Origin of the sequence: Actinomycetospora chiangmaiensis DSM 45062, from assembly GCF_000379625.1 — a bacterium.
Classification (GTDB): Bacteria; Actinomycetota; Actinomycetes; order Mycobacteriales; family Pseudonocardiaceae; genus Actinomycetospora; species Actinomycetospora chiangmaiensis.
This window is the reverse complement of record NZ_KB903245.1, coordinates 162,168-185,671: the sequence shown is the minus strand read 5'-3', so window position 1 is coordinate 185,671 and position 23,504 is coordinate 162,168. Positions and strand designations below refer to the sequence as shown.

Sequence of the window (23,504 nt, the reverse complement as noted above, 5' to 3'; positions counted from 1 at the left end):
GCCGGGAGACCGGAGCCGTCGGCCGCCGGGGACGTGACCGGGTCGTCCGACCCGACCGACCCGACCGACCCGACCGACCCGGCCGGCGGGACCGGCGCGTCGGCGCGGTGGTGGCGTCCGGGGGAGGTGAGTGGGGCGTCGTCGGCGCGCCCGCCGGCCCCGGCGGAGCGGGTGGGCGAGGACGCACCGTGCTCGGTGGTCGGCCGATCGGCGGACGAACTCATGTCGGTCGCCCTACCCGAACCGGCCGGTTTCGATGCGCTCGATGCGTCCGGGCGCGGGGTGGACGCGGTGGGCGCCTCGGCGGGTGCGGGTGCGGGTGCGGGCACGGGGCCACCGGGGCGGGCCGGGGTGTCTGCGCCGGCCTGCGGCACCACGGGCCGACGCCATGGCGGCACGACGGCCCGGAAGCCGCCGGTGTTCGTCGACCGCGACCACGCCGGGGCGGCCGGGGGACCGGCCGGGGCCGGCCGCGGGCGGTCGACCTGCGGCACCGGCGTCGCCGGGATCGTCGGGCCGTTCGCGATCGAGGCGTCGAGGGACCCGCCGTCGTGACCCCGGCGCCGGTCGTCGCGGGCCGCGGGACGCGCGTGGCCGGGGATCGGGATCGGGCCCGACGGCAGGCCCGGGTTCACGGACGCGTCGGGCGGCGGGGGCGGCCCGAGCTCGACCTCGCCCGACGAGCCCCACGACCGGCGGGTCGGCGACGGGCGGTCGCGCGGGTCGTAGCGCGGCGGGAGGTCCTCCGCCGCGGCCGCGCCGTCCGAGCCCCAGTGACCGGACCCCGCCTCGGGGGCGTCCGGCCCGGCCGGGGACGACCCGTCGTCGGGACCCTCCGCGTCGGGCCGTCGACCGGTGACGATCGCCCGGAACCGACCGCTCCACGGCTCGCTACGTCGCGGTGCGGCGTTCTCCTCGGCCGGGGGCTCGACCCGTTCGAACCCGCCCGTCCCGCTCTCGCCGTACTCGCCCTCGGACCGTCGTCCGGACGGCCACCATCTCCCCAGCACGCTCACGCCACGCAGGGTAGCCAGGGAATCGATCCAGCCGCGACGGGCGATGACGGCGCGTCGGAAGGGTTTGCCTAGGCTTCGACCCCGTGAGAGCACTGCGTCGTTTCTCCGTCCGCGCCCAGCTGCCGGCCGCGCTCGCGCCGCTGCAGGACCTCGCGACCAACCTGCGCTGGACCTGGCACGGTCCGACGCAGGATCTGTTCGCCGCGGTCGACGAGACGGCCTGGCGCCGCGGCGGGGGTGACCCCGTCCGTCTGCTCGGCGAGGTCAGCCCGGGCCGCCTCGCCGCGCTCGCCGAGGACGACGCGTTCGTCGCCCGCGTGCGGGAGGTCTCCGACGACCTGCGCGCCTACCTGACCGAGCCGCGGTGGTACCAGGGTCGACAGGACCTCCCCGCCGGCATCGGCTACTTCTCGATGGAGTTCGGCGTCTCCGAGGTGCTCCCGAACTACTCGGGGGGTCTCGGCATCCTCGCGGGCGACCACCTCAAGGCGGCGTCCGACCTCGGCGTGCCGCTGATCGCGGTCGGCCTGCTCTACCGCTCCGGCTACTTCCGGCAGTCGCTCTCGCTCGACGGCTGGCAGCAGGAGCAGTACCCCGCGCTCGACCCGCAGGGCCTGCCGCTGCACCTGCTGGCCGGGTCGGACGGCACGCCGCTGCTGGTGCACGTCGGGATGCCCGAGGGCCGCGTGCTGCGCGCCCGCGTCTGGGTGGCCTCCGTCGGCCGGGTGCCGCTGCTGCTCCTCGACGCCGACATCGAGGACAACGACGCCGACCTGCGCCAGATCACCGACCGCCTCTACGGCGGCGACGCCGAGCACCGCATCCGGCAGGAGATCCTCGTCGGGATCGGTGGGGTGCGCGCGGTCCGTGCCTACTGCGGCGTCACCGGCCACCCGGCCCCCGAGGTGTTCCACACCAACGAGGGCCACGCCGGGTTCCTCGGCCTCGAGCGCATGCGGGAACTGGTCACGACGGCGGGTCTCGACATCGACCAGGCCCTCGCCGCCGTCCGCGCCGGCACCGTGTTCACCACGCACACCCCGGTGCCCGCCGGCATCGACCGCTTCCCGATCGGCCTCGTGGAGCACTACTTCTCCGCCGACCTGCTGCCGGGCATCGGCGTCGACCGGGTGCTCGCGCTGGGCCGCGAGCCCGACTCCGACATGTTCAACATGGCGCACATGGGCCTGCGGCTGGCCCAGCGCTCCAACGGTGTCTCGCAGCTGCACGGCGAGGTCTCCCGCGGGATGTTCTCGTCGCTGTGGGGTGGGTTCGACGCCCCGGAGGTGCCGATCGGCTCGGTGACCAACGGCGTGCACGGCCCCACCTGGACCGCCCGCGAGATGATCGGCCTGACGGCGGGAGCGGCCGCCGCCGGCGCCGGCCCGGAGCTGTTCGGCGTCTCCGACTCGCTGCTCTGGGAGGTCCGCGGCCAGCTGCGGTCCCGCCTGGTGCACGAGGTCCGGCGTCGGGTGAGGGCGTCGTGGCTCGACCGCGGTGCCTCCGAGCCGGAGCTGGGCTGGACCGAGCGGGTCTTCGACCCGAACGTCCTCACCATCGGCTTCGCCCGCCGCGTGCCGACCTACAAGCGGCTCACGCTCATGCTGCGCGACCCCGAGCGGTTGAAGGCGATGCTGCTCGACCCCGAGCGCCCGGTGCAGCTGGTGATCGCCGGCAAGTCGCACCCGGCCGACGACTCCGGCAAGCGGCTCATCCAGGAGATGGTCCGGTTCGCCGACGACCCGGCGATCCGCCACCGCATCGTGTTCCTCCCGGACTACGACATGTCGATGGCCCGCTACCTCTACTGGGGCTGCGACGTCTGGCTGAACAACCCGCTGCGCCCGCTCGAGGCGTGCGGCACGTCGGGCATGAAGTCGGCGCTCAACGGCGGGCTGAACCTGTCGGTCCGCGACGGCTGGTGGGACGAGCTCTACGACGGCCGCAACGGCTGGTCGATCCCCACCGCCGACGGCGTCGACGACCCCGACCGCCGCGACGACATCGAGGCCGCCGCCCTCTACGACCTCATGTCCACCCAGGTCGCGCCGCTGTTCTACGACCGCGGCGCCGACGGCGTGCCCGACCGCTGGACCGCGCTGGTGCGCCACACGCTCGCCACGCTGTCCCCGAAGGTCCAGGCCACGCGCATGGTCACCGACTACGTCACCGACTGGTACGCGCCCGCCGCCCGGGCCGCCCGCCGCGTGAACGCCTCCGGGTACGCCGGCGCCAAGGAGCTCGCCGACTTCCGCGCCCGCCTCGACGCCGCGTGGCCGTCGGTGCGGGTCGCCGAGGTCGACGCGTCCGGTGCCGCCGACACCCCGGTGCTCGGTGCTCCCATGACCGTCCGCGCGTCCGTCGAGCTCGGCGGCCTGTCGACCTCCGACGTGCTCGTGCAGGCCGTGGTCGGGCGCGCCGACGACCACGACGAGCTGTCGGCCTCGGTCGTCGAGCCGATGGTCCCGGTCGGCTCGTCCGGCGACACCGAGACCTTCGAGGCCACCGTCGCCCTCCCACACGCCGGCGTCCTGGGCTACACGGTCCGCGTCCTCCCGGCGAACGAGCTGCTCGCCTCGCCCGTCGAGCTGGGCAAGGTCGTCCTCCCGGCGTAGGCCCTTCCCGACGACGGGTCCAGGGTCGCCCCCGGCCCGTCGTCGGGATGTGCCCCGGACTTGTGTGGCGTCGGGGCACGGCAGGTGCACGTCGCGCCACACAGGTCAGGACCGGACTCGGTCGGCGAGCGCGGCGCGGACGGTCAGGACGAACACGTCGGGGCGTTCCTTCAGTTCGTGCCAGTTCGTCCTGATGACGACCCAGCCCGCGAGCACCAGGGCGTTCTGTCGTCGGGTGTCGTGGAGGAAGGCGCGGAGATCGCGGTGGTAGGCCCAGCCGTCGATCTCCACGAGGACCCGCTGTTCGAGGAACGCCAGGTCCAGGACGGCGGGACCCTGGCGGGGCAACATCACGCGGTGGTCGGCCTCCCATCCGGTGAGGCCCGCCTCCCGCAGGACCCGGTGTGCCATCCGTTCGGCCTCGGACCGGGCTCCACCGGCAGCCAGGGCCAGGAGCGTCGCGCAGACGGGGGCGCCATGACGTCCCCGGCTGCTCTCGTGGCTCTCCCTGAGCGCATCGAGGGCGACCAGCCCTTTCTGCAGCACCCGATCCATGAACTTGGCCCCGGCGAGCAGCCCGAGGGCGGCGACCGCGGCCAGGACGGTGGCGGCCTTCTTCGTGACCTGGAGCCCGTCGACGGACACCCGATCGCACGGGGACAGGTCCCGGCGGATCGTGCTCACGCCCGGGCGACGGCGCGGTTGACTGCGCTTCGGGACGGCGACCTCGACCTCGACCGGCGCGATGTCCGTCATCTGCCACCAGTAGGCGGCGGACCGTCCGACGAGGGTCGCGTCGGCGCCGACCGACAACATGGCGACGCGGATGCGGGACCTCGGGGTGATCGGGTGATCGGTCGTCCGCAGCACCCCGTGTGCCGGCCGCTCCCACTCGCCGCGCCGGACCTTGCCGGCGATCACCACTTTCGAGTAGCCGGCGTCCTTCGCCTGCCGGACGGTGGCAACGCCGTCCTGGTCCTGCATCTGACGGCGCAGTCGAGCCGCGCCCAGCTGTCCGTTCCCCACACGGGCTCGGACGCAGCGACAGGCCGGACGGCTCCCACGATCTCCTGGCGATCCGACTTGTGTGACACGCAGGGCACCTGGGTGCACCCGGTGCCACACAAGTCGGGGGCGGGGCCCCTCAGACCGAGCGGAACACCAGGAACGAGTGCGGCGGGACGGTCACGGTCGCGCCGGCGGGCAGCGGCTCGACCGACGCGGGCACCCCGTCGGGCGTGCCCGAGGTCAGGTCCGGGACGAACGTGGTGTCGCCGAGCCAGGTCGGGAGCTCCACGTCGACGTCGCCCTCCCCGGAGTGCAGCACGAGCAGCACCGGGGACGACGAGCGGACCCGCACCACGAGCGTCTCCTTGTGGTGGCCCCAGTCCTCGGCGCCGAGTTCGCGGGCGGTCTCGGAGAGCCACACGATGTCCGGCACCTCGCCCGGCGGCAGGTCGGAGTGGCCGTAGAAGAAGTCGTCGCGGCGCAGTTCGGGCACCGATCGGCGCAGCGCGAACACGCGGCCCACGAACGCCGCCAGGGCAGGGTCGGCCGACGACCACGACCGCCACGACGTCTCGTCGTCCAGGCAGTAGGCGTTGTTGTTGCCGTGCTGGGTGTGGCCCAGTTCGTCGCCGCCGAGCAGCATCGGGGTCCCGGCGGACAGGCCGAGCGTGGCCAGCAGGTTCCGGGTCTGGCGGTCCCGCAGCGCCACGATCCCCGGGTCGTCCGAGGGGCCCTCGACGCCGCCGTTCCAGGAGCGGTTGTCGTCGGTGCCGTCGCGGTTGTCCTCGCCGTTGGCCTCGTTGTGCTTGTGGTCGTAGGAGACGAGGTCGCGCAGGGTGAACCCGTCGTGGGCGGTCACGAAGTTCACCGACGCCCACGGGCCCCGACGCGGCCAGTAGATGTCCGAGGAGCCCGCCAGCCGCGTGACGATCTCCGACACCGCGCCGTGGCGCCGCCAGAAGTCGCGCACGCCGTCGCGGTAGCGGCCGTTCCACTCCGCCCACACCGCGCCGAACCCGCCGACCTGGTAGCCCTCGCCGGTCGCGTCCCACGGCTCGGCGATCAGCTTGACCTGCGACAGCACGGGGTCGGACGCCAGCGCGGTCAGCAGCGGCGCGTCCCGCGAGAAGCCGGATCCGCCGGGCCGGCCCATCGTCGATGCCAGGTCGAACCGGAAGCCGTCCACGCCCATCTCGGTCACCCAGTACCGCAGGCAGTCCAGTACCAGGGCCTCGACCAGCGGCGACCCGGCGTCGAAGGTGTTGCCGCACCCGGTGAAGTCGATGTCCCGGCCGTCCGGCCCGATCTGGTACCACGACGGCGCGTCCAGCCCACGCCAGGACAGCGACGGCCCGCCGACCCCGCCCTCGCAGGAGTGGTTGAACACCACGTCGAGCACGAGCTCCAGGCCCGCCGCGTGCAGCGTGTCGACCATCGCCCGGAACTCCGCGATCTCCTGCCCGCGCACCGACGCGTACCGCGGCTCCGGCGCGAGGTAGGCGAGCGTCGAGTAGCCCCAGTGGTTGTGCGCCCCGCGGGACAGCAGCGACGGCTCCGGCGCGTTCGCGAACACCGGCAGCAGCTCCACCGTCGTCACCCCGAGCCGCGTGAGGTGCTCGATCACCGCCGGGTGCGCGACCCCGGCGAACGTGCCCCGCAGCGCCTCGGGCACCTCCGGGTGGCGCATCGTGAGGTCCCGCACGTGCGTCTCGTAGATCACCGTGTCCCGCCACGGGACCTCCGGCCTCCCCGTCCCGACGACGGGTGACGGCTCCGGGACCAGCGCGTACGGCACCCGGCCGGCCGAGTCGAGCACGGAGGCCCGGCCGAACGGGTCGTCGTCGACGTGGGCGAGCGCCGCCCCGAGCGAGGTGAAGGCGCCGTCCACCCGGCGGGCCCAGGGGTCGACCAGCAGCTTCGCCGGGTTGCTGCGCACCCCGGTCCCGGGCGACCACGGCCCGTGGACCCGCAGGCCGTACCCGGTTCCCGGCGCGACGTCGGGGACCTGCCCGCGCCACCAGCCGTCGTCGTCGGGAACGAGCTCCACCCGGCGACCGGACTCCCAGGAGTCCGCCAACAGGCACACCTCGACCGCCTCGGCGGTCGACGTCGCGGGGACGGCGACCGACAGGGTGCCGTCCTCCCCGAGCTCGACCCCCCGGAGTGCGGTGCCCGTGGGGCTGGTGGTGCGCATGGCGGTCGATCGTGCCCGATGAACCCCGTCCCCTCCCATGATCGCCCCGATCGGATCGGAGAGGATGGCCACTGTGAGCGCTGACCCGGTTCCGGCCACCGACGACCGCCCGCACGACGACGAGATCGTGCGCATGCGCGAGGTCACGGTGCGCCGCGGCGGGAACACGCTGGTCGGCGGCATCGACTGGACCGTGGAGCTCGACGAGCGCTGGGTGGTGATCGGCCCGAACGGCGCCGGCAAGACGACGCTGCTGCGCCTGGCGGCGGCCGAGCTGCACCCGACGACGGGTCGGGTCGACCTGCTCGGGGAGCGCATGGGCCGGGTCAACGTGTTCGAGCTGCGGGAGCGGATCGGCCTCGCGTCGGCGGCCCTGGGCGGCCGGGTGCCGGGCGACGAGCGGGTGCTCGACGTCGTGCGCTCCGCGGGCTACGGCGTGCTCGGGACGTGGCGGGAGTCCTACGACGCGGTCGACGACGGGCGCGCGGAGGCCATGCTCGAGGTGCTCGGCGCGCTGCCCCTGTCCGACCGCCCGTTCGGCACCCTGTCCACCGGCGAGCGCCAGCGCACCCTGCTCGCCCGCGCGCTCATGACCGACCCGGAGCTGCTGCTGCTCGACGAGCCGGCGTCCGGGCTCGACCTCGGCGGCCGGGAGGACCTGGTCGCGGGCCTGACCGCGCTCGCCGCGGACCCCGACGGCCCGACGATGGTGATGGTCACCCACCACGTGGAGGAGATCCCGCCGGGCTTCACGCACGGGATGCTGCTGCGCGAGGGTGGGATCGTCGCGCAGGGCCTGCTCGACGACGTGATGACCTCGGAGAACCTGTCGGCCGCCTTCGACCAGCCGCTGGAGCTGCTGAGCCGTCGCGGCCGCTTCACCGCGTACCGGCGCTAGGGTCGCCGCGATCAACCCAGAAGGAGCAGCTGTGACGGAGTTCGTGCGCCTCGAGGTCGAGGGCGGCATCGGCACCATCCGCCTGGACCGTCCGCCGATGAACGCGGTGAACCGCCAGGTCAACATCGAGCTGGCGCAGGTCGCGGCCGAGGCGGCGCAGCGCGAGGACGTGCGCGCGGTCGTCGTCTACGGCGGCGAGAAGGTCCTCGCGGCCGGCGCCGACGTCAAGGAGATGGCCGACCTCACCTACGCGCAGATGGCCGCGCGGTCCCACGAGCTCTCCCACGGGTTCGGCGCCGTCTCGGAGATCCCGAAGCCGACGGTGTGCGCGCTGACCGGCTACGCGCTCGGCGGCGGGTTCGAGATCGCGCTGTCCTGCGACCGCCGGATCGCCGGCGACAACGCCACGGTGGGCCTCCCCGAGATCCTCCTCGGCATCATCCCGGGCGGCGGCGGCACGCAGCGCCTCGCCCGCCTCATCGGCCCGGCCAAGGCCAAGGACCTGATCTTCTCCGGGCGCTTCGTGAAGATGCCCGAGGCGCTGGAGCTGGGGATCGTCGACGAGGTCGTCGCGCCGGACGAGGTCTACACCCGCGCCCGGGCATGGGCCGAGCAGTTCGCCAACGGCCCGACCCGCGCGCTCGCCGCCGCGAAGAACGCCATCGACCGCGGGCTGGGCATGAACCTGCGCGACGGTCTGGACTTCGAGTCCGAGGTGTTCGCCGCGCTGTTCGGCACCGAGGACCAGGTCATCGGCATGCGCAGCTTCGTCGAGAACGGGCCCGGCAAGGCCCAGTTCCTGGGTCGCTGATGGCCGCCCCGAACGCCCACCCGACCCAGGCCGAGGTCGACGCGGCGCGGAACGACCCCAAGCTCGCCAACGTCCTCTACCACGACTGGGAGGCGGGCACCTACGACGAGAAGTGGTCGATCTCCTACGACGAGCGCTGCATCTCGTTCGCGGTCGGCCGGTTCCGGGCGGTCGCGGGTGAGGTCGGCCCGTTCGAGCACGCCCTCGAGATCGGCAGCGGCACCGGCTTCTTCCTGCTCAACCTCATGCAGGGCGGGATCGCGCAGAAGGGCACGGTCACCGACCTGTCGCCCGGCATGGTCGAGGTGGCCGTGCGCAACGCCGAGGGACTCGGGCTCGACGTGGACGGCAAGGTCGCCGACGCCGAGACGATCCCGATGCCGGACGACTCGGTCGACCTCGTCGTCGGGCACGCGGTCCTGCACCACATCCCCGATCTCGACCGGGCCTTCCGCGAGATCCTCCGCGTGCTGAAGCCGGGCGGGCGGTTCGTGTTCGCCGGGGAGCCGACGCGGATCGGCGACCTCTACGCGCGCAAGCTCGGCCAGGCCACGTGGTGGGCGACGACGAACCTGACGAAGCTCGGCCCGCTGCAGGGGTGGCGGCGGCCGCAGGCGGAGCTGGACGAGTCGTCGCGGGCGGCGGCGCTGGAGGCGGTCGTCGACCAGCACGTGTTCGACCCCGAGCGACTGGAGCGGTTCGCGCTCGGGGCCGGGGCGGTCGACGTGCGGTGCGTGACCGAGGAGTTCGCCGCGGCGCTGTTCGGCTGGCCGGTGCGGACCTTCGAGGCCGCCGTGCCGCCGGAGAAGCTCGGGTTCTCGTGGGCGATGTTCGCCTACCGCTCGTGGCAACGGCTGTCCTGGGTCGACGAGCACGTGCTCTCCCGGGTCGTCCCGCGCGGGCTGTTCTACAACGCGCTGGTCACCGGGGTGAAGCCGGCGCCGGCGGTCTCCCTCTAGGTCGGCCGCAGCGTCAGCCGTGTGCCACCGCTGACGCTGATCGTCAGCGGTGGCACACGCTCGGAGGGCCGCAGTGGCGTTCGCCTTCTCGGTTCCCGACGTCGGGTTCCTGACGTCGGGTGCCGGGCGCGCGGCGCTGGCGTCGTTCGTCCCGGGCGGGGACCCGCTGCGCGACGTCGCCGCGGCCCGGCGCCTCGTGGGGGAGGAGCACGCGGCGGCGCTGCTGGAGACGGCGCTGCTGCGGGCCCGGGCTCGCGGCCGTTTCCCCGACGGCCGGCTGTGGACCTCCGACGCGCTCGAGCAGGCGACGGCCGTCCCGGTCGCCGAGCACCGCGCGCGCCGGCTGGCGGCCGTGGCGGCGGACCGGGTGGTGCACGACGTGACCTGCTCGGTCGGCGTCGAGGTCGCCGCCCTGTCGGCGGTGCTGCCCCGCGTCGTCGGCTCCGATCTCGACCCGGTGCGCCTCGCGATGGCCCGCGCCAACGTGCCGGACGCGTGGCTGGTCCGGGCGGACGCGCTCGCGCCCGTGACGCGCGGTTCCGTGGTGGTCGCGGACCCGGCGCGGCGGACGGCGTCGGGTCGACGGGTGCGCCGGCCCGACGAGATGGCCCCGCCGCTCGGGTCGCTCCCGGGCCCGGACCTCGTCGTGTCGACCGCACCGGGCCTGGACTTCGGGCTCGTCCCGTGGGCGCGCGAGGTGGAGCTCGTGTCGTTGGACGGGCGGGTGCGCGAGGCGGCGCTCTGGTCCGCGGGTCTCGTTCCCGACGACGGGCCACGCCGCCGGGCCACGGTGCTGGGCTCCACCGGGGAGGCCTGGGAGCTGACGGATCTCGACGACGACTCCTGCCCGGTCACGCCGGTCGACCGGTGGCTGGTCGATCCCGACGGCGCGGTGGTGCGGGCCGGCCTCGTCCGCCAGTTCGCCGCCCGGCACGGCCTGGCCCAGCTCGACCCGCACCTGGCCTACCTGACCGGGCCCCACCCGCCGTCGGGAATGCGGGCCTTCCGGGTGCTGGAGGAGGGGCCCTTCAGCGAGAAGGCGCTGCGGCAGACGCTGCGCCGTCGCGAGGTGGGGCGGGTGGAGATCCTGGTGCGCGGGCTCGACGTCGAGCCGGACCGGCTGCGGCCCCGGCTGAAGCTCGCGGGGTCCGAGGCGGCGACGGTGGTCCTGGCCCGGGTCGGCCGCGGCGCGCGGGCGTACGTGTGCGAGGCCGACGGCCCGCGTCCGGTCCGGCCCTCGATGCCCCATTCGGCCTGAAGGACGATCAGGTTTCCTTCCATAGAACGGGAAGGTGCTGGTCGAGGTGTGGGCGGCGTTGGTGAGACTCAGGTCACCATTCACTCCGAGTGCAGGGACCGCCGATGACCGCCTCCGTCGACGCGCCGACCCCGGCCGCCGTCCACACGCCGCACCTCACGACCGGCACCCGCGTGGCGACCACCTTCGCGGTGCTCGTGGCGCAGGTGGGGCTCGCGATCCCGGCCGTGCTCAACGGGCTCTTCCAGCAGGATCTGCACACCACCTCGTCGCAGCTGACCTGGATCTCCGACGCCTTCCTGGTGCCGGTGACCCTGCTCGAGCTGACCTTCGGGGTGCTCGGCGACCTGTTCGGCCGCAAGCGGCTCCTCATCGGGGGCAGCGTGCTCCTCGCGCTCGGCGAGTTCCTCAGCGTGCTCACGCCCGCCGGCGGCACCGCGGCGATCGCCACCCTGTGGACCGGCCAGGCCCTCGCCGGCATCGGGGCCGCGGTGCTGTTCCCGACGACGCTCGCGATGGTCGCCGCGGGGACGCACGACGTCCGCAGCCGCGCGAAGGGCATCGCGATCTGGGCGGCGGGCCTGTCGTCGGGCGGGTTCGTGTCCCCGTTGCTCGGCGGGCTCGTGACCCGACTCCCGTGGGGCGCGTCCCCGGAGGCGTCGTGGCGCTGGGCCTTCGTCGCGGTCGGCATCCTGGCGGTGGCGAGCGCCCTGATCGGCACGGCCGCGCAGAACTCGTCGTCGCCCGAGGGACGTTCGCTGGACTGGGGCGGCCAGGCGACGATCGCCATCGCCCTGTTCGCGCTGCTCTTCGCCGTCATCCAGGGATCGACCACGGGGTTCTCCGACCCCACGATCATCGGCGGCTTCGTGGTCGCGGCGGTGTTCCTCGTGCTGTTCGTCCTCGCCGAGCGCCGGTCGCCCGCCCCGCTGCTGCGACTCGACCTGTTCAGCACACGGGCCTTCTCGGTGAACTCCGTGGTGACCGTGCTCGGGATGTTCGCCTTCCTCGGCACCGCCTACGCGACGAGCATCCGGCTGTCCGCGGTGCAGGACCTCAGCCCGCTCCAGACCGCGGTGGCGTTCGTCCTGCTGCAGGGCTTCGCACTCGTCCTCATGCCCCTGACCGCCCGGATGATCGACCGGTTCGACCCGCGGCTGGCACTCGGGGGCGGGTTCGCGCTGATCGGCGTCGGCGACGTCTGGATGTCGCTCCTGCCGGTCTCCGACCTGTCGCTCCTCCCGGTCGTCGCCCCGCTCGCGCTGTGCGGGATCGGGTTCGCGTTCGCGCTCTCCGGGGTCACGGCGGTGGCGGTGAACACGGTGCCCGGCCACCTCGCCGGCATGGCCTCCGGCACGACGAGCCAGCTGCGCGACTTTGGATTCACCCTCGGCCCCGCGATCATCGGGGCGATCGCGCTCTCCCGGGCGGCCTCGGTGATCGCCGCCGGCCGGCAGGCGGACCCGTCGCTGGAGGCGCAGGTCGAGCAGTACGTCGCCCACGCGCCACGCGCGGTGGCCGGGGCGATCGAGTCGGGCCCGCTCGGTCAGGTCAGCGTGCCCGGACCCCTGCACAGCCTCGCCTTCGACGCCCTCGGCGACGCCTACGCCGTCGGGTACGTGGTGTGCGGGATCGCGGCGCTCGTCGCCGCCGTCCTCGCCGTGGTCGCGCTCGGCGGGACGTCGCAGCGACCGAACATCACCGACGAGGGCGTGCCTCCGGCAGGTGAGCAGAAAGTGGGGCTATAGGCCCAATGAGTGCTCACGAGCGCTCCGCGCACAGCCGCCGCCGCAGCTCCGCCCGCACGAACGTGGCGTCGGCGTCGAGGGCCACGTCCACCGGGCGCCCGAGCGCGACGGCCTCGGCGCCGCGCATGTCGCCGATCGTCGCGCCCCGTCCGGGACCGGACGAGGTGTCGACGTCGACCGGCATCGCCATGGTCCGCACGGTTCCCGGCGCGATCGCCTCGAGCACGGCGACGGCGTCGTGCACCGGGATCGCGGGCGTGCCGAACCGCGCGGAGTAGGCCGCCAGGTACGCCTCGCGGGTCGAGGACAGGGCGGCGCCGAGCGGGGAGGCCTGCGCGAGGTCGTCGAGCCAGGCGTCGGAGAGCGTGATCCGCATCGTGAGGTCGAGCGGGACGAGCGTCGTCGGGACGACGGACCCGGCGAGGACCCGCCGGGCCGCCTCCGGGTCGCCCCACACGTTGAACTCGGCGGCCGCGGTGACGTTGCCCCCGAACGCGATCGAGCCGCCCATGAGGACGAACCGGCCGATCTTGTGCTCCAGGTCCGGGCGGGCCGAGAGCAGCGTCGCGATGTTCGTGTACGGGCCGATCGCCGCGATCGTCACGGGTTCGGTCGCCTGCTCCAGGACGGACGCCATGAGGGCGACGGCCCGCAACGGGGACTCGTCGACCGGGGGACCGAAGTCCCCGGCCCTCCCCCCGAGCCCGTCGCCGCCGTGGACGTCGTCGGAGCGGCGGTCGAGCAGGTGCACCAGGGGGCGGTCGGCGCCGCGGCCGACCGGCACGTCCGGCCGCCCGAACGTCCCGAGCAGCCGGCGGGCGTTCTCGGTGGTCTGCTCCACGCCGACGTTGCCGTGCACCGTGGTGACGGCGAGCAGGTCGACCTCGGGGGCGCGGGAGGCGACGGCGAGGGCGAACGCGTCGTCGACGCCGGGGTCGGTGTCGATGATCAGCGGGGTCATGCGTGGCCCTCCAGGAAGGCGTCGAGGTCGGGGCGCGTGGGCAGGGCGGGTTGGGCGCCGGCGCGGGTGGCGGTGAGGGCCCCGACCGCACAGGCCCGCGTCAGCGCCTCGTCGTCGGGACGGCCCTCGACGAGCGCGAGGGCGAGGGCCGCGGTGAAGGCGTCGCCGGCGGCGGTGCCGTCGACCGCGTCGACGGGCGGCGGCTCGGCGGAGGCGGCCTCGCGGCCGTGGCGGTACAGCGTCGCCCCCGACGCCCCGCGGGTCACGACGACGGCCGGGAGCGCGTCGAGGTCCGCGGTCCGGCCGAGGGTCGCGTGCTCGTCGTCGTTGACGCTCAGCAGATCCACGGTTCGCAGCACGGCCTCGTCCACGGCGCGGGCCGGGGCCGCGTTGAGGACGGTGAACCCGGAGGCGGCCATCGCGGCGGCGACGGCCTCGTCGGGGACCTCGAGGACCGTCAGGACGAGGTCGGCCGCCAGGTCACCCGTCGTCACGAATCCGTTCGCGCCCGTGTCGATGACGATCGTGGTGTCGCCGTGGTCGTCGACCTGGATCAGCGCCGTGCCGGTCGGGGCGTCGACCTCGCGCACGGCGGACAGGTCGACCCCGCCGTCGCGCAACAGCGCCAGGGCCTCGTCGGCCAGCGGGTCGGAGCCGACGGCGCCGACCAGTCGCACCGTCGCACCGAGCCGGGCGCAGGCGAGCGCCTGGTTGGCGCCCTTGCCGCCGGGGTGGCGCGTGACGCCGTGCGCCGTGAGCGTCTCGCCGGGGGAGGGCAGACGTTCCACGCGGGCGACGAGGTCGAGGTTCACGCTGCCGACGACCACCACGTCGAGCTCCGCTGCGCTTCGTCTCCCGGTCACCGAGGTCACCGGCACATCCTCGCCGTACCCTCTCGCGGGTGGGCAGTTGGGCGACACGGAAGGACCCGGACCAGGCACGCCTCGTCTCGCTGGCGTCGCTGCGCTGGATCGTGCGCCACCGCGCGTGGACGCCGTGGTACCTCGTGCGCTACTGGCGGATCCTGCGGGTGCGGATGCGGCAGCCGCACATCGTGCTCAAGGGCATGGTGTTCCTCGGCAAGGACGTGTCGCTGGAGTGCCGGCCCGGGCTCGGGCGCCTGGAGATCGGGCGGTTCACGCACATCGGCGACCGCACGAAGGTCCGCTGCCACGAGGGCTCGCTGCGTATCGGCGACAAGGCCGTGTTCGGGGCCGACAACACGATCAACGCGTACCTCGACGTCGAGTTCGGGGACGCGACGCTGCTCGCCGACTGGATCTACGTCTGCGACTTCGACCACCGCTACGAGGACATCCACCGCCCGATCAAGGACCAGGGCATCGTCAAGACCCCCGTCCGGGTCGGGCCGGAGACCTGGGTCGGCACGAAGGTGACGATCCTGCGCGGCACCACCGTGGGCCGTGGCTGCGTGCTCGGGGCGCACGCCGTCGTGAAGGGGATCATTCCGGACCACGCGGTGGCGGTCGGGGCGCCCGCGCGGGTCGTCCGGGACCGGGTGGCCGACTACGAGGCGGCGGCCGCCGAGCGCGCCGCCCTCGCTGATATCGCTCGCAAGACCGCCCGTGCCGCGGCGGACGCGGCCCGGGAGTGACGAGCGGACCCTCGGCGGGCCGACGCGGTGGGGATCAGCCCGCTGAGGGACCGCTCGAGCCCTGGGTCCGGCCGAAGACGTTCCCGCCGGGGATCTTCGGCCGCTCGAGGGGCACCGCGTCCCGACGACGGGTGGCGCGGTAGAGCGCGGCGGTGTCGGCTGCGATGGTGGGCCAGGCGAAGTCGGTGTCGAGGCGCTCCCGGGCCGTGGCGGCCCGTCGTCGGGAAGCCTCGGGGTCGTCGAGCGCCGCGATGACCGCGGCGGCGCAGCCCGCGACGTCGCCCGGGTCGAACGACAGCCCGGTGACACCGTCGAGCACCACTTCGCCGAGCCCGCCGGCCCTCGACGCCACCAGGGGCGCGCCCGCGGCCGCCGCCTCGAGCGCCACGATGCCGAACGGCTCATAGCGCGACGGTAGGACGACGGCCGACGCCGACCCGAGCAGCCGCGTGAGCGACACGTCGTCGACGTGGCCGAGCATGACGACCGCGCGCCGGACCCGGGCCTCGCGGGCGCGCGCGGACAGCCACGCGGCGTGCGAGCCGGAGCCCGCGATCATCAGCCGCGTCCCGGGGTGGGCCCGCCGGATCGCGGGGAGGGCGGCGATCACGTCCTGGATGCCCTTCTCCCACTCGAGCCGTCCGAACGTGACGAGGGTGTGGGCGCCGCGACGGTGTGGCGTTTCTGGCGTTGAGTGCAAGGAGTGACGCATTGCTTGCACGGAAGGGCCCCACGCCGACGCGTCGATCCCGTTGTGGAGCACGGTGATCCCCACGGGGTCGACGTCGAACAGGTCGGCGACCTCGGTGCGCATCGCGTGCGAGCAGGTGACCACCGCGTCGGCCGCGTTCGCGAGCCACCACTCCACGCTGTGGACCTGCTGGTTGAGCGGCTGCGAGAGCCACCCGCCGTGCCGACCGGCCTCGGTGGCGTGGATCGTCGCGACCAGCGGGACGTCGGCCAGCTCGCGCAGGGTGATCGCGGCGTGGGCGACGAGCCAGTCGTGGGCGTGGACCACCTCGGGCCGCCACTCCCGCAGCAGCGCCGTGGCCGTGCGGACCAGGGCGTGGTTCATCGCGAGCGTCCACGCCACGAGGTCCCGGAAGAACTCCAGGTGCGGCGGGTCCTCGGCGACCCGGAGCACGCGCACGCCGTCGACGACGGTGTCGGTGGTCGGGTGGGTCGCGGCGTCGGTGCCCGTGGGCTGGCGGGTGAGCACGACGACGTCGTGGCCCTGCGCGGCGAGGTGCGTCGCGAGCGCACCGACGTGGCGCCCGAGCCCACCGACCACCACGGGCGGGTACTCCCAGGAGACCAGCAGGATCCTGGTCGGGGCCGGCGGGGAGGCGGTCATGCGTCGACCAGCACCCGGGAGCGGACCGGCATCAGGTGCCGCGCGTCGAGGTGACCGAACAGGTCGTCCTGCGCCGCGAACGTCGCCGCCCGTGCGGCGGCCTCCTCGTGCCGCCCGGCGGGCAGGAGGTCGGTCAGCTCGCGGACCCGGTCGCGGTGCTCCGCGGCCCGGCGTCGGGCGTAGTGCGCGGCCGAGTCCTTCGTGACCATGAACGCCCAGTCGCTCGACAGCGCCAGCGCCGCCTGCACGGCCAGCGCGTCGAGCGTGGCGTCCCGTCCGGTCGACCGCGGTACGCCGTCGACCGCGGCGAGCAGCCGGGTCGCGACACCGGTGTTGTCGGCGACCATGTCGGCCACCGCGGCGCCGTCCCACACCCGCCAGTCCTTGCCCGAGCCCCACGAGGACGGCGGGAGCACCACCGGTTCCTCGACGTGCCCGGCCTCGACCGCGCCCCGCAGGGTGGTGACGCGCACCCCGGCGTCGGGAAGCAGCGTCAGCACCTGCTCCAGCCACGCCGGGCCCTCGTGCCACCAGTGCCCGAACAGCTCGGTGTCGTACGCCGCGACGACGAGGCCCGGCCGGCCCCGCCGTGCGCGCAGTTCCCGCAGCCGGGCCACGACGGTGTCGACGAAGTCCCGCGCGTCCTTCCCGACGGCGAGCGCGGCCCGGTCGGGCTCGTAGGGTGCCTTCTCGGCGACCCGCTTCCCGGTGACGCGGTAGGGCTTGAAGCCCGAGCCGTGGTCGAAGGTGTGGAAGTCGCGGTAGTCGGGGCCACCCGGGTAGCCGGCCCGCGGCGACCAGACGCGGTAGGTGACGTCGAGGTCGCGGCCGAACGCGACGACGTCCGAGCCGTCGACCGGGTGCGCGGCCGCGGTGTCGCCGCGCAGGGCGGGGCCGTCGACGAGGAAGCGCTGCACCCCGGCCGCGGCGTACTCGCGCTCCATCCCCGGCGCGTAGCCGCACTCCGGGGCCCAGATGCCCTGCGGGCGGGAGCCGAGCCGCCGGACGGTGTCGCGCAGCCCGCCGTCGAGCAGGAATCGCCGGACCCGGCCGGGCAGCAACGGACCGAACGGGTGCGTGACCGGGCCGCCGAGGAGCTCGACCACACCCGCGTCGGTGAGGGACCGGAACACCGGCGAGCCGCCGTGGCGCCAGGTGTGCTCGAAGGTCTCCAGTGCCGCGGCAGCGACCCGGTGCTCGCGCGCGGCCACCTGCGGGAGCCGCGCGTGGGCGGCGTGGGCGCGGAGCTGCCAGTCGGCGAGCCAGGAGTGCATCGCACGCAGCGTGTACGGGTGGTCGAGCTGTGCGGCGAGGACGGGCGTGACGCCGAGGGTGAGGACGTCGCGGTGCCCCTGCTCGGCCAGCCGGTGCAGCACGTCGACCACGGGCAGATAGGAGTGCGCCCACGCCTGGTAGAGCCAGTCCTCACCGACCGGCCACGACCCGTGCCGGGCGAGCCAGGGCAGGTGGGAGTGCAGGACCAGGCAGAACGTGCCCTCCTCCATCGGCCTCCTTCGCACCGGGACCCGCACGTTACCCAGCGGTAGTCGGCGTTCGTCCTCCGGTGTCGACGGTACGGTCGCACGACCGCGGTCGAGCCGGGGCCGCCCTGCTGCCGAGGAGCGCGCCATGAAGAAGATCGCCGAACTGCTCGTCTGCTTCCTGCACCCGGTCGCGGTGATCCTGGTGTGGCTGAACCTCGTCGTGCGGCCCGAGCTCAGCGGCACCGCGAAGATCGTCTGGGGCGTCCTGGCCCTGGTGCCCGTGGTGCCGTTCGTCTACGTGCTCACCGGCGGCGAGCTGTGGGAGAAGAAGACCCCGGCCGTACCGCGCTGACCACGAGGTCGAGCGAGGCGTCGACGTCGTCGCTGCGCAGCTCGAACTCGTCGACGGTGACGGCCTCGACGTCGGCCTGCAGGTCCGCGGGCCACGGGGCGCCGGACAGGGCCAGCGCGATCTGCGCCTCGACGAGCGACCCGCCGTGCCGTGCGTCGCGCTCGACCAGCCGAGGGCCGTGGTGGAGCCCGCGCACCTCGACCGCACCGAACCCGGCGTCGGGAAGCATCGCCGTGAGGTCCGCGGCGGCGAGCTCGCGGGTGTGGAAGGGGTTGAGCGGGCGGTCGTCGAGCGCGTTGCCGGGGGAGAAGGTCAGGCGGTTGGGCGTGGAGCAGTGCAGCCGGCCGCCCGGACGCAGCACGCGGGCGCACTCGCGCAGGAACCCGGGCTGGTCCCACAGGTGCTCGATGACCTGGAGGTTCACCACGACGTCGACCGAGGCGTCGGGCAGGGGGAGGCGCTGCAGGTCGGCGCGGACCACGTCGAGCCCGTAGCGGCGCCGCACGTGACTCGCCGTGACCGCCTCCAGTTCCAGCCCGACGACACGCTGCGCGACGTCCGACAGCAGGGCCGCCCCGTACCCCTCGCCGACCCCGGCCTCGAGCACCACGGCGTCGCGGCAGTCGTCGACGAGCGCGAGGTACACCGCCTCGTGCCGGCGGAACCAGTAGTTCTCCGCCGGGATGCCGGGGACGGTGCGCTCGCCGGTCAGCGGCAGGGTCTCGATCACGGGGGACATCCTCGCGACGACGCGGTGCGACCGGCGATCGGGGCGTGAGTTAGGTTTGCCTGGCCTCAGTCGAGGGAGGGGCCCATGACCGCGCTCGCCGACCGACCGGCCGGGACCCGTTCCCCCCGGACCCGCCGGCCCGCACTCGTCGTCGGGATCGCCGTCGTGGCCCTCCTCGTCGCGGGGGTGCTGTCGATCATGGTCGGGGCGGCCCTGCTGGACCCGGCGCAGGTGTGGGCGGGGCTCACCGGCACCGGGACCGACCAGTCGGTCGCGATCGTGCGGGACCTCCGGGTGCCGCGGACGCTGCTCGGGGCCCTCGTCGGGATCGCCCTCGGGGTCGCCGGCGCGCTGATGCAGGGCCACACCCGCAACCCGCTCGCCGACCCCGGCCTGCTCGGGGTCAGCGCCGGGGCGGGGTTCCTGCTCGTCGTCGCGATCCAGTTCCTCGGCATCACGAGCCTGTACGGCACGGTCGGGTTCGGCTTCGCCGGCGCGGCCCTGGCGAGTGCGCTCGTGTTCGGCCTGGCGTCGCTGGGCGGCAGTCGGGCGGGCGGACCGACCCCGGTCACCCTGGCCCTCGCGGGTGTTGCCGTCAGCGAGCTGCTCATCGCCGTCACGTCCGCGCTGGTCCTGCGCGACACGTCCTCCCTCGACGCCTACCGCTTCTGGTCCGCCGGCGCTCTCGACGACAAGGACGCCGCGGCCTCCCTGCAGATCGCCCCGTTCGTGCTGGCCGGGCTGGTGCTCGCGGCGGCCAACGCCCCCGGGCTCGACGTGCTCGCGCTCGGCGAGGACACCGCCCGCGGGCTGGGCCACCACGTCGGGCGGGCCCGGGCGCTCGGGATCGCCGCGATCACGCTGCTCGCAGGCTCTGCGGTGGCGGTCGCGGGTCCGATCTCCTTCGTCGGCCTGGTCGCGCCGCACATGGCGCGCTTCGTCACGGGGCCCGACCACCGGTGGTTGCTGCCCGTCGCGGGCCTGGGCGGCGCGACGTCGGTGCTGCTCGCCGACGTGATCGGCCGCCTGGTGGTCCGCCCGGGGGAGCTGCAGGTCGGGATCGTCCTGGCCGTGGTCGGGGCGCCGTTCTTCATCGCGCTGGTGCGGCGGCGGAAGCTGGCGCGCCTGTGAGCGGGGGAGACGCGGCACGACGGAGCCCGACCCTCGGGCCACCGGTCCTGACGACGGCCCGCCGCGGCTTCCGCATCGGGCCCGTCACCGGCGTGTGGCGGCCGCGCGCGGCCGCGGTGGCGGCCGTCGCCGCGGTGCTGCTCGTCGTCGTGTGCGCGGTCAACCTCGGCCGGGGGGACTTCCCGATCCCGGTCACGGAGGTCGTGCGGATCCTGCTCGGTGGGGGCGACTCCGCCGACGCCTACATCGTCACCGAACTGCGGCTGCCCCGGACGCTGACCGGGGTGTTCGTCGGCGCCGCCCTGGGGCTCTCGGGCGCGCTCACGCAGGCCGTGGCCCGCAACCCGCTGGCCAGTCCGGACATCCTGGGGGTGACCGACGGCGCCAGCCTCTTCGCGGTGGCGTCCGTCGTCCTCGCCGGCGGTGCCGGGGTGTCGGGCCTGGCGGTCTCGCCGTTCGGAACGCCGATTGCGGCCCTCGCGGGTGGGCTGGTCGCCGCGGCCCTGGTCCACGCCCTCGCCTACCGGAAGGGGCTCGACGGGTTCCGGCTGCTGCTCGTCGGGGTCGGGATCAGCTCCGCCGCGGTCTCGCTGACGACCTATCTGCTGGTGTCGGCGAACGTGCAGCAGGCGGGCCAGGTGCTCACCTGGCTGCGTGGCTCGCTGGCCAGCCGGTCGTGGGAGAACGTGGTGCCGGCCGCTCTGGTCGTGGCCATCGGGCTGCCGTTCGCGCTCGTCCTCGCGTTCCGCCTCGCCGCCCTCGAGCTGGGCGACGAGTCCGCCCGCGGTCTGGGGCTGCGGGTCGACCGCGCCCGGGCCGGGGTGGTGGGCGTGGCCGTGGCGCTGGCTGCGGTGGCGACGGCCTGCGCCGGGCCCATCCGCTTCGTCGCACTCGTCGTCCCGCAGATCCTGCTGCGCCTCTCCGGGGGCTCCCGGCCACCGCTGGTGGGTTCCGCGCTGGGCGGGGCGCTGCTGGTGGTGACGGCCGACCTCGTCGCCCGCACGGTGCTGGGGGAGGCGGTCCCCGTCGGGGTCGTCACCGTCGTCGGCGCCCCGTACCTGCTGTACCTGCTCGTCCGCCCAACTCGGAGGAGGACCGTGTGACCACGGACCTGACCGCACCCGCCGTCGGGAAGGCGAGGCGGACCCGGCTGCGCACCGAGGGGCTGCAGGTCGGCTACGACGACACGCTCGTCGTGGGCGCGGACGGCGGCCTCGACCTCGACGTCGTCGAGGGCACCGTGACCGCCGTGATCGGGCCCAACGGCTGCGGCAAGTCGACCCTGCTGCGGGCGATGGCCCGCCTGCTCGCCCCGCGGCACGGGCACGTGCTGCTCGACGGGGAGCGCATCGACCGGCTGCCGTCCCGGCAGGTCGCGACGGTGCTCGGGGTGCTCCCGCAGGACCCGGTGGCGCCCGAGGGACTGCTCGTCGCCGACCTCGTGGCGCGCGGCCGGCACCCCCACCAGCGCTGGTTCCGGCAGTGGGGTCCCGACGACGAGGCCGTGGTCGCCGAGGCGCTCGCCTGGACGGGGACGAGCGAGTTCGCCGACCGGCCGCTCGAGACGCTCTCCGGCGGCCAGCGGCAGCGGGTGTGGATCTCGATGGCGCTGGCGCAGGGCACCGACGTGCTGCTGCTCGACGAGCCGACGACGTTCCTCGACCTCGCGCACCAGGTCGACGTCCTCGACCTCGTCGAACGGCTGCACCGCGAGCGGGGCCGCACGGTGGTGATGGTGCTGCACGACCTCAACCTCGCGGCCCGCTACGCCGACCGCCTCGTCGCCATGCGGGACGGCCGGATCGCCGGTGCCGGCGCCCCGGCCGACGTCCTCACCGAGCAGACGATGCGCGACGTGTTCGGCCTCGAGGCGAAGGTCGTCACGGACCCCGTGTCCGGCACTCCGCTCGTGCTGCCGATCGGTCGGCGGCACCGCGTTCGTGATGATTCGAACAGTTGACCTTCGACTCCGATTAGGTAAGCCTCACCTTTGACTTCCATCGCCGTTCGTCCGGAGCCCCCATGAGTCCTCGCCGCCGCCCCGTCGTGGCGCTCCTCCTCGGCCTCGTCGCCGCCCTCGTGCTGTCCGCCTGCGGTGGTGGGGCGGAGTCGGGCGCCGCCGCGTCGTCGGCCCCCGCCGCGCCCGGCTTCCCGGTGACGATCACGCACAAGTTCGGGACGACGACGATCCCGACCAGGCCGGTCCGGGTCGTCACCGTCGGCTACAACGACGTCGACTTCGCCCTCGCGCTCGGCGTCGTGCCCGTCGGCGAGCGCCAGTTCCTCGGCTCCTTCGACGCCGCGAACCGCCCGTGGGCGCAGCAGGCCCTCGGCGGGCAGCGTCCCGAGCTCGTCGGCGGCAACCAGATCGACGTGGAGAAGGTCGCGTCGCTGCGGCCCGACCTCATCCTCGGCGTCTACTCCTACATGGAGCGGGCCGACTACGACGCCCTCTCCCGCATCGCGCCGACGATCGCCGACCCGCAGGACGGCGTGGCCGTGCCGTGGCAGGAGCAGACCCGGATCACCGGGCAGGCCCTCGGGGAGACCGCGCGGGCCGACCAGGTGATCGCAGGCGTCGAGCAGAAATTCACCGACGCGAAGAACGCCAACCAGCAGTTCGCCGGGAAGACCGTCGCGGTCGACCTCACCGCCAACGGCTCCACCAACTCGCTCGGCGTCGACGACCTGCGGACGCAGCCGTTCACGGGGCTCGGCATGCAGGTCGCGCCGACCACCCAGGAGCTGTCCGCCGAGCAGCTCGGCGAGCTGAACAAGGACGCGCTCGCCGTGTTCGGCGCCGACGAGGCGACGGCCCGGGCCGTCCCGACGTTCGACACCCTGCCGGTGGTGGCACAGGGCAAGGTCGCGTTCCTCGGCGGCGAGACGTCGGTGTTCGCCGGCGCCGTCGGCTTCGGCAGCCCGCTGTCGCTCCAGTACGCGATCGACGCGATGGTGCCGCCGCTCGCGCAGGCCCTGCGCTAGGACGTGCCCGTGACGAGCGAGCGGCACCCCGGCGATGGTCCCGTGGGTGCCGGTCGCCCGGTCCTGGCCGACGCCCTGCGGCACGCCGCGGACCGATCACGGCCGCCACCGTCCTCTTCTGCGGCCACCAGGCGGGGGAGGCCCTGTCTCCGACGAGGGACGCGAGCAGCGAGTTGGGCGGGCTGGCCTGCTCAACGTTGATGGTCCATCGTCGGCCGGACCAGGCGTGGTGTCCGATCGTGACGGTCCGCAGACCGCGCGGTCGGACGAGTTTCAGTCCGGGCGGGCGACCGGTCGGGTGGTCGGACGTCGCCGGGAGGTCGTTCGAAGTTCACCCGCACGGGCGGCACGGCTCAGGCGTCGGGCCGCGACGAGTGGCCGCAGA

The 23,504-nt window shown here is 74.4% G+C and carries 19 protein-coding genes; 12 read left to right on the top strand and 7 right to left on the bottom strand.

Annotation, left to right across the window (positions count from 1 at the left end; translation table 11 throughout):
- Positions 1 to 1,099: 1,099 nt before the first annotated feature.
- On the top strand, positions 1,100 to 3,631 hold the full coding sequence (gene glgP, locus A3CO_RS0124960; protein ID WP_018334989.1) for an alpha-glucan family phosphorylase: 2,532 nt from the start codon (positions 1,100 to 1,102) through the stop codon (positions 3,629 to 3,631).
- 105 nt (positions 3,632 to 3,736) lie between these two features.
- On the opposite strand, the gene A3CO_RS0124955 is transcribed toward glgP, so the two are convergent.
- Together A3CO_RS0124955 and glgX are read right to left on the bottom strand one after the other, a co-directional pair.
- Entirely contained in the window at positions 3,737 to 4,615 is an 879-nt protein-coding gene (locus tag A3CO_RS0124955) for a DUF559 domain-containing protein (RefSeq protein WP_018334988.1), read from the bottom strand.
- Positions 4,616 to 4,775: 160 nt separating this feature from the next.
- On the bottom strand, positions 4,776 to 6,833 hold the full coding sequence (gene glgX, locus A3CO_RS0124950; protein WP_018334987.1) for a glycogen debranching protein GlgX: 2,058 nt from the start codon (positions 6,831 to 6,833) through the stop codon (positions 4,776 to 4,778).
- Between the two features lie 133 nt (positions 6,834 to 6,966).
- Here glgX and A3CO_RS0124945 point away from each other — a divergent pair, with 133 nt between their 5' ends.
- From A3CO_RS0124945 to A3CO_RS0124925, 5 genes are all read left to right on the top strand, one after another.
- Positions 6,967 to 7,731: an ABC transporter ATP-binding protein gene (locus A3CO_RS0124945; RefSeq protein ID WP_425393423.1), complete on the top strand. Its 765-nt coding sequence runs from the start codon at positions 6,967 to 6,969 to the stop codon at positions 7,729 to 7,731.
- Between the two features lie 31 nt (positions 7,732 to 7,762).
- Entirely contained in the window at positions 7,763 to 8,542 is a 780-nt protein-coding gene (locus A3CO_RS0124940) for an enoyl-CoA hydratase/isomerase family protein (RefSeq protein ID WP_018334985.1), read from the top strand.
- On the top strand, positions 8,542 to 9,501 hold the full coding sequence (locus A3CO_RS0124935; protein ID WP_018334984.1) for a class I SAM-dependent methyltransferase: 960 nt from the start codon (positions 8,542 to 8,544) through the stop codon (positions 9,499 to 9,501). Before A3CO_RS0124940 ends, A3CO_RS0124935 begins: the two co-directional genes overlap by 1 nt.
- A 73-nt stretch (positions 9,502 to 9,574) precedes the next feature.
- Positions 9,575 to 10,759 carry a THUMP-like domain-containing protein gene (locus tag A3CO_RS0124930; RefSeq protein ID WP_018334983.1) on the top strand — a complete coding sequence of 395 codons (1,185 nt, stop codon included), beginning with the start codon at positions 9,575 to 9,577 and terminating at the stop codon, positions 10,757 to 10,759.
- Positions 10,760 to 10,863: 104 nt separating this feature from the next.
- Positions 10,864 to 12,507, top strand: coding sequence for an MFS transporter (locus A3CO_RS0124925; protein WP_018334982.1), 1,644 nt, complete (start codon positions 10,864 to 10,866; stop codon positions 12,505 to 12,507).
- 13 nt (positions 12,508 to 12,520) lie between these two features.
- On the opposite strand, the gene A3CO_RS0124920 is transcribed toward A3CO_RS0124925, so the two are convergent.
- Together A3CO_RS0124920 and A3CO_RS0124915 are read right to left on the bottom strand one after the other, a co-directional pair.
- On the bottom strand, positions 12,521 to 13,468 hold the full coding sequence (locus tag A3CO_RS0124920) for a nucleoside hydrolase (protein WP_018334981.1): 948 nt from the start codon (positions 13,466 to 13,468) through the stop codon (positions 12,521 to 12,523).
- Positions 13,465 to 14,340, bottom strand: a complete 876-nt coding sequence (locus A3CO_RS0124915; protein WP_245561592.1) for a ribokinase — start codon at positions 14,338 to 14,340, stop codon at positions 13,465 to 13,467. Before A3CO_RS0124915 ends, A3CO_RS0124920 begins: the two co-directional genes overlap by 4 nt.
- Before the next feature lie 29 nt (positions 14,341 to 14,369).
- On the opposite strand from A3CO_RS0124915, the gene A3CO_RS0124910 reads away from it, so the two are divergent.
- The gene (locus A3CO_RS0124910) at positions 14,370 to 15,083 is read left to right on the top strand and encodes an acyltransferase (protein WP_018334979.1); all 714 of its coding nucleotides are present in this window, start codon (positions 14,370 to 14,372) and stop codon (positions 15,081 to 15,083) included.
- 34 nt (positions 15,084 to 15,117) lie between these two features.
- Here the strand turns inward: A3CO_RS0124910 and A3CO_RS0124905 are convergent, their stop codons facing one another.
- Both A3CO_RS0124905 and A3CO_RS34240 read right to left on the bottom strand, forming a co-directional pair.
- Positions 15,118 to 16,437 carry a glycosyltransferase family 4 protein gene (locus A3CO_RS0124905; RefSeq protein ID WP_018334978.1) on the bottom strand — a complete coding sequence of 440 codons (1,320 nt, stop codon included), beginning with the start codon at positions 16,435 to 16,437 and terminating at the stop codon, positions 15,118 to 15,120.
- A complete protein-coding gene (locus A3CO_RS34240; RefSeq protein WP_018334977.1) occupies positions 16,434 to 17,942 on the bottom strand; it encodes a 1,4-alpha-glucan branching protein domain-containing protein in 1,509 nt (502 codons plus the stop codon). Before A3CO_RS34240 ends, A3CO_RS0124905 begins: the two co-directional genes overlap by 4 nt.
- A 124-nt stretch (positions 17,943 to 18,066) precedes the next feature.
- Between A3CO_RS34240 and A3CO_RS0124895 the strand changes: the two genes are divergently transcribed.
- Positions 18,067 to 18,273 carry a hypothetical protein gene (locus A3CO_RS0124895; protein ID WP_018334976.1) on the top strand — a complete coding sequence of 69 codons (207 nt, stop codon included), beginning with the start codon at positions 18,067 to 18,069 and terminating at the stop codon, positions 18,271 to 18,273.
- On the opposite strand, the gene A3CO_RS0124890 is transcribed toward A3CO_RS0124895, so the two are convergent.
- Positions 18,224 to 19,012: a class I SAM-dependent methyltransferase gene (locus A3CO_RS0124890; RefSeq protein ID WP_033414959.1), complete on the bottom strand. Its 789-nt coding sequence runs from the start codon at positions 19,010 to 19,012 to the stop codon at positions 18,224 to 18,226. The two genes, A3CO_RS0124895 and A3CO_RS0124890, sit on opposite strands and share 50 nt — an antisense overlap.
- Positions 19,013 to 19,087: 75 nt before the next feature.
- On the opposite strand from A3CO_RS0124890, the gene A3CO_RS0124885 reads away from it, so the two are divergent.
- The 4 genes from A3CO_RS0124885 (at position 19,088) to A3CO_RS0124870 (ending at position 23,119) form a co-directional block, all read left to right on the top strand.
- A complete protein-coding gene (locus A3CO_RS0124885; RefSeq protein WP_018334974.1) occupies positions 19,088 to 20,134 on the top strand; it encodes a FecCD family ABC transporter permease in 1,047 nt (348 codons plus the stop codon).
- Positions 20,131 to 21,237, top strand: a complete 1,107-nt coding sequence (locus A3CO_RS0124880) for a FecCD family ABC transporter permease (RefSeq protein WP_018334973.1) — start codon at positions 20,131 to 20,133, stop codon at positions 21,235 to 21,237. The genes A3CO_RS0124885 and A3CO_RS0124880 overlap by 4 nt, the downstream gene beginning before the upstream one ends.
- The gene (locus A3CO_RS0124875) at positions 21,234 to 22,094 is read left to right on the top strand and encodes an ABC transporter ATP-binding protein (protein WP_018334972.1); all 861 of its coding nucleotides are present in this window, start codon (positions 21,234 to 21,236) and stop codon (positions 22,092 to 22,094) included. Before A3CO_RS0124880 ends, A3CO_RS0124875 begins: the two co-directional genes overlap by 4 nt.
- A gap of 62 nt (positions 22,095 to 22,156) precedes the next feature.
- Positions 22,157 to 23,119: an ABC transporter substrate-binding protein gene (locus tag A3CO_RS0124870; protein WP_018334971.1), complete on the top strand. Its 963-nt coding sequence runs from the start codon at positions 22,157 to 22,159 to the stop codon at positions 23,117 to 23,119.
- Positions 23,120 to 23,504: the final 385 nt, after the last annotated feature.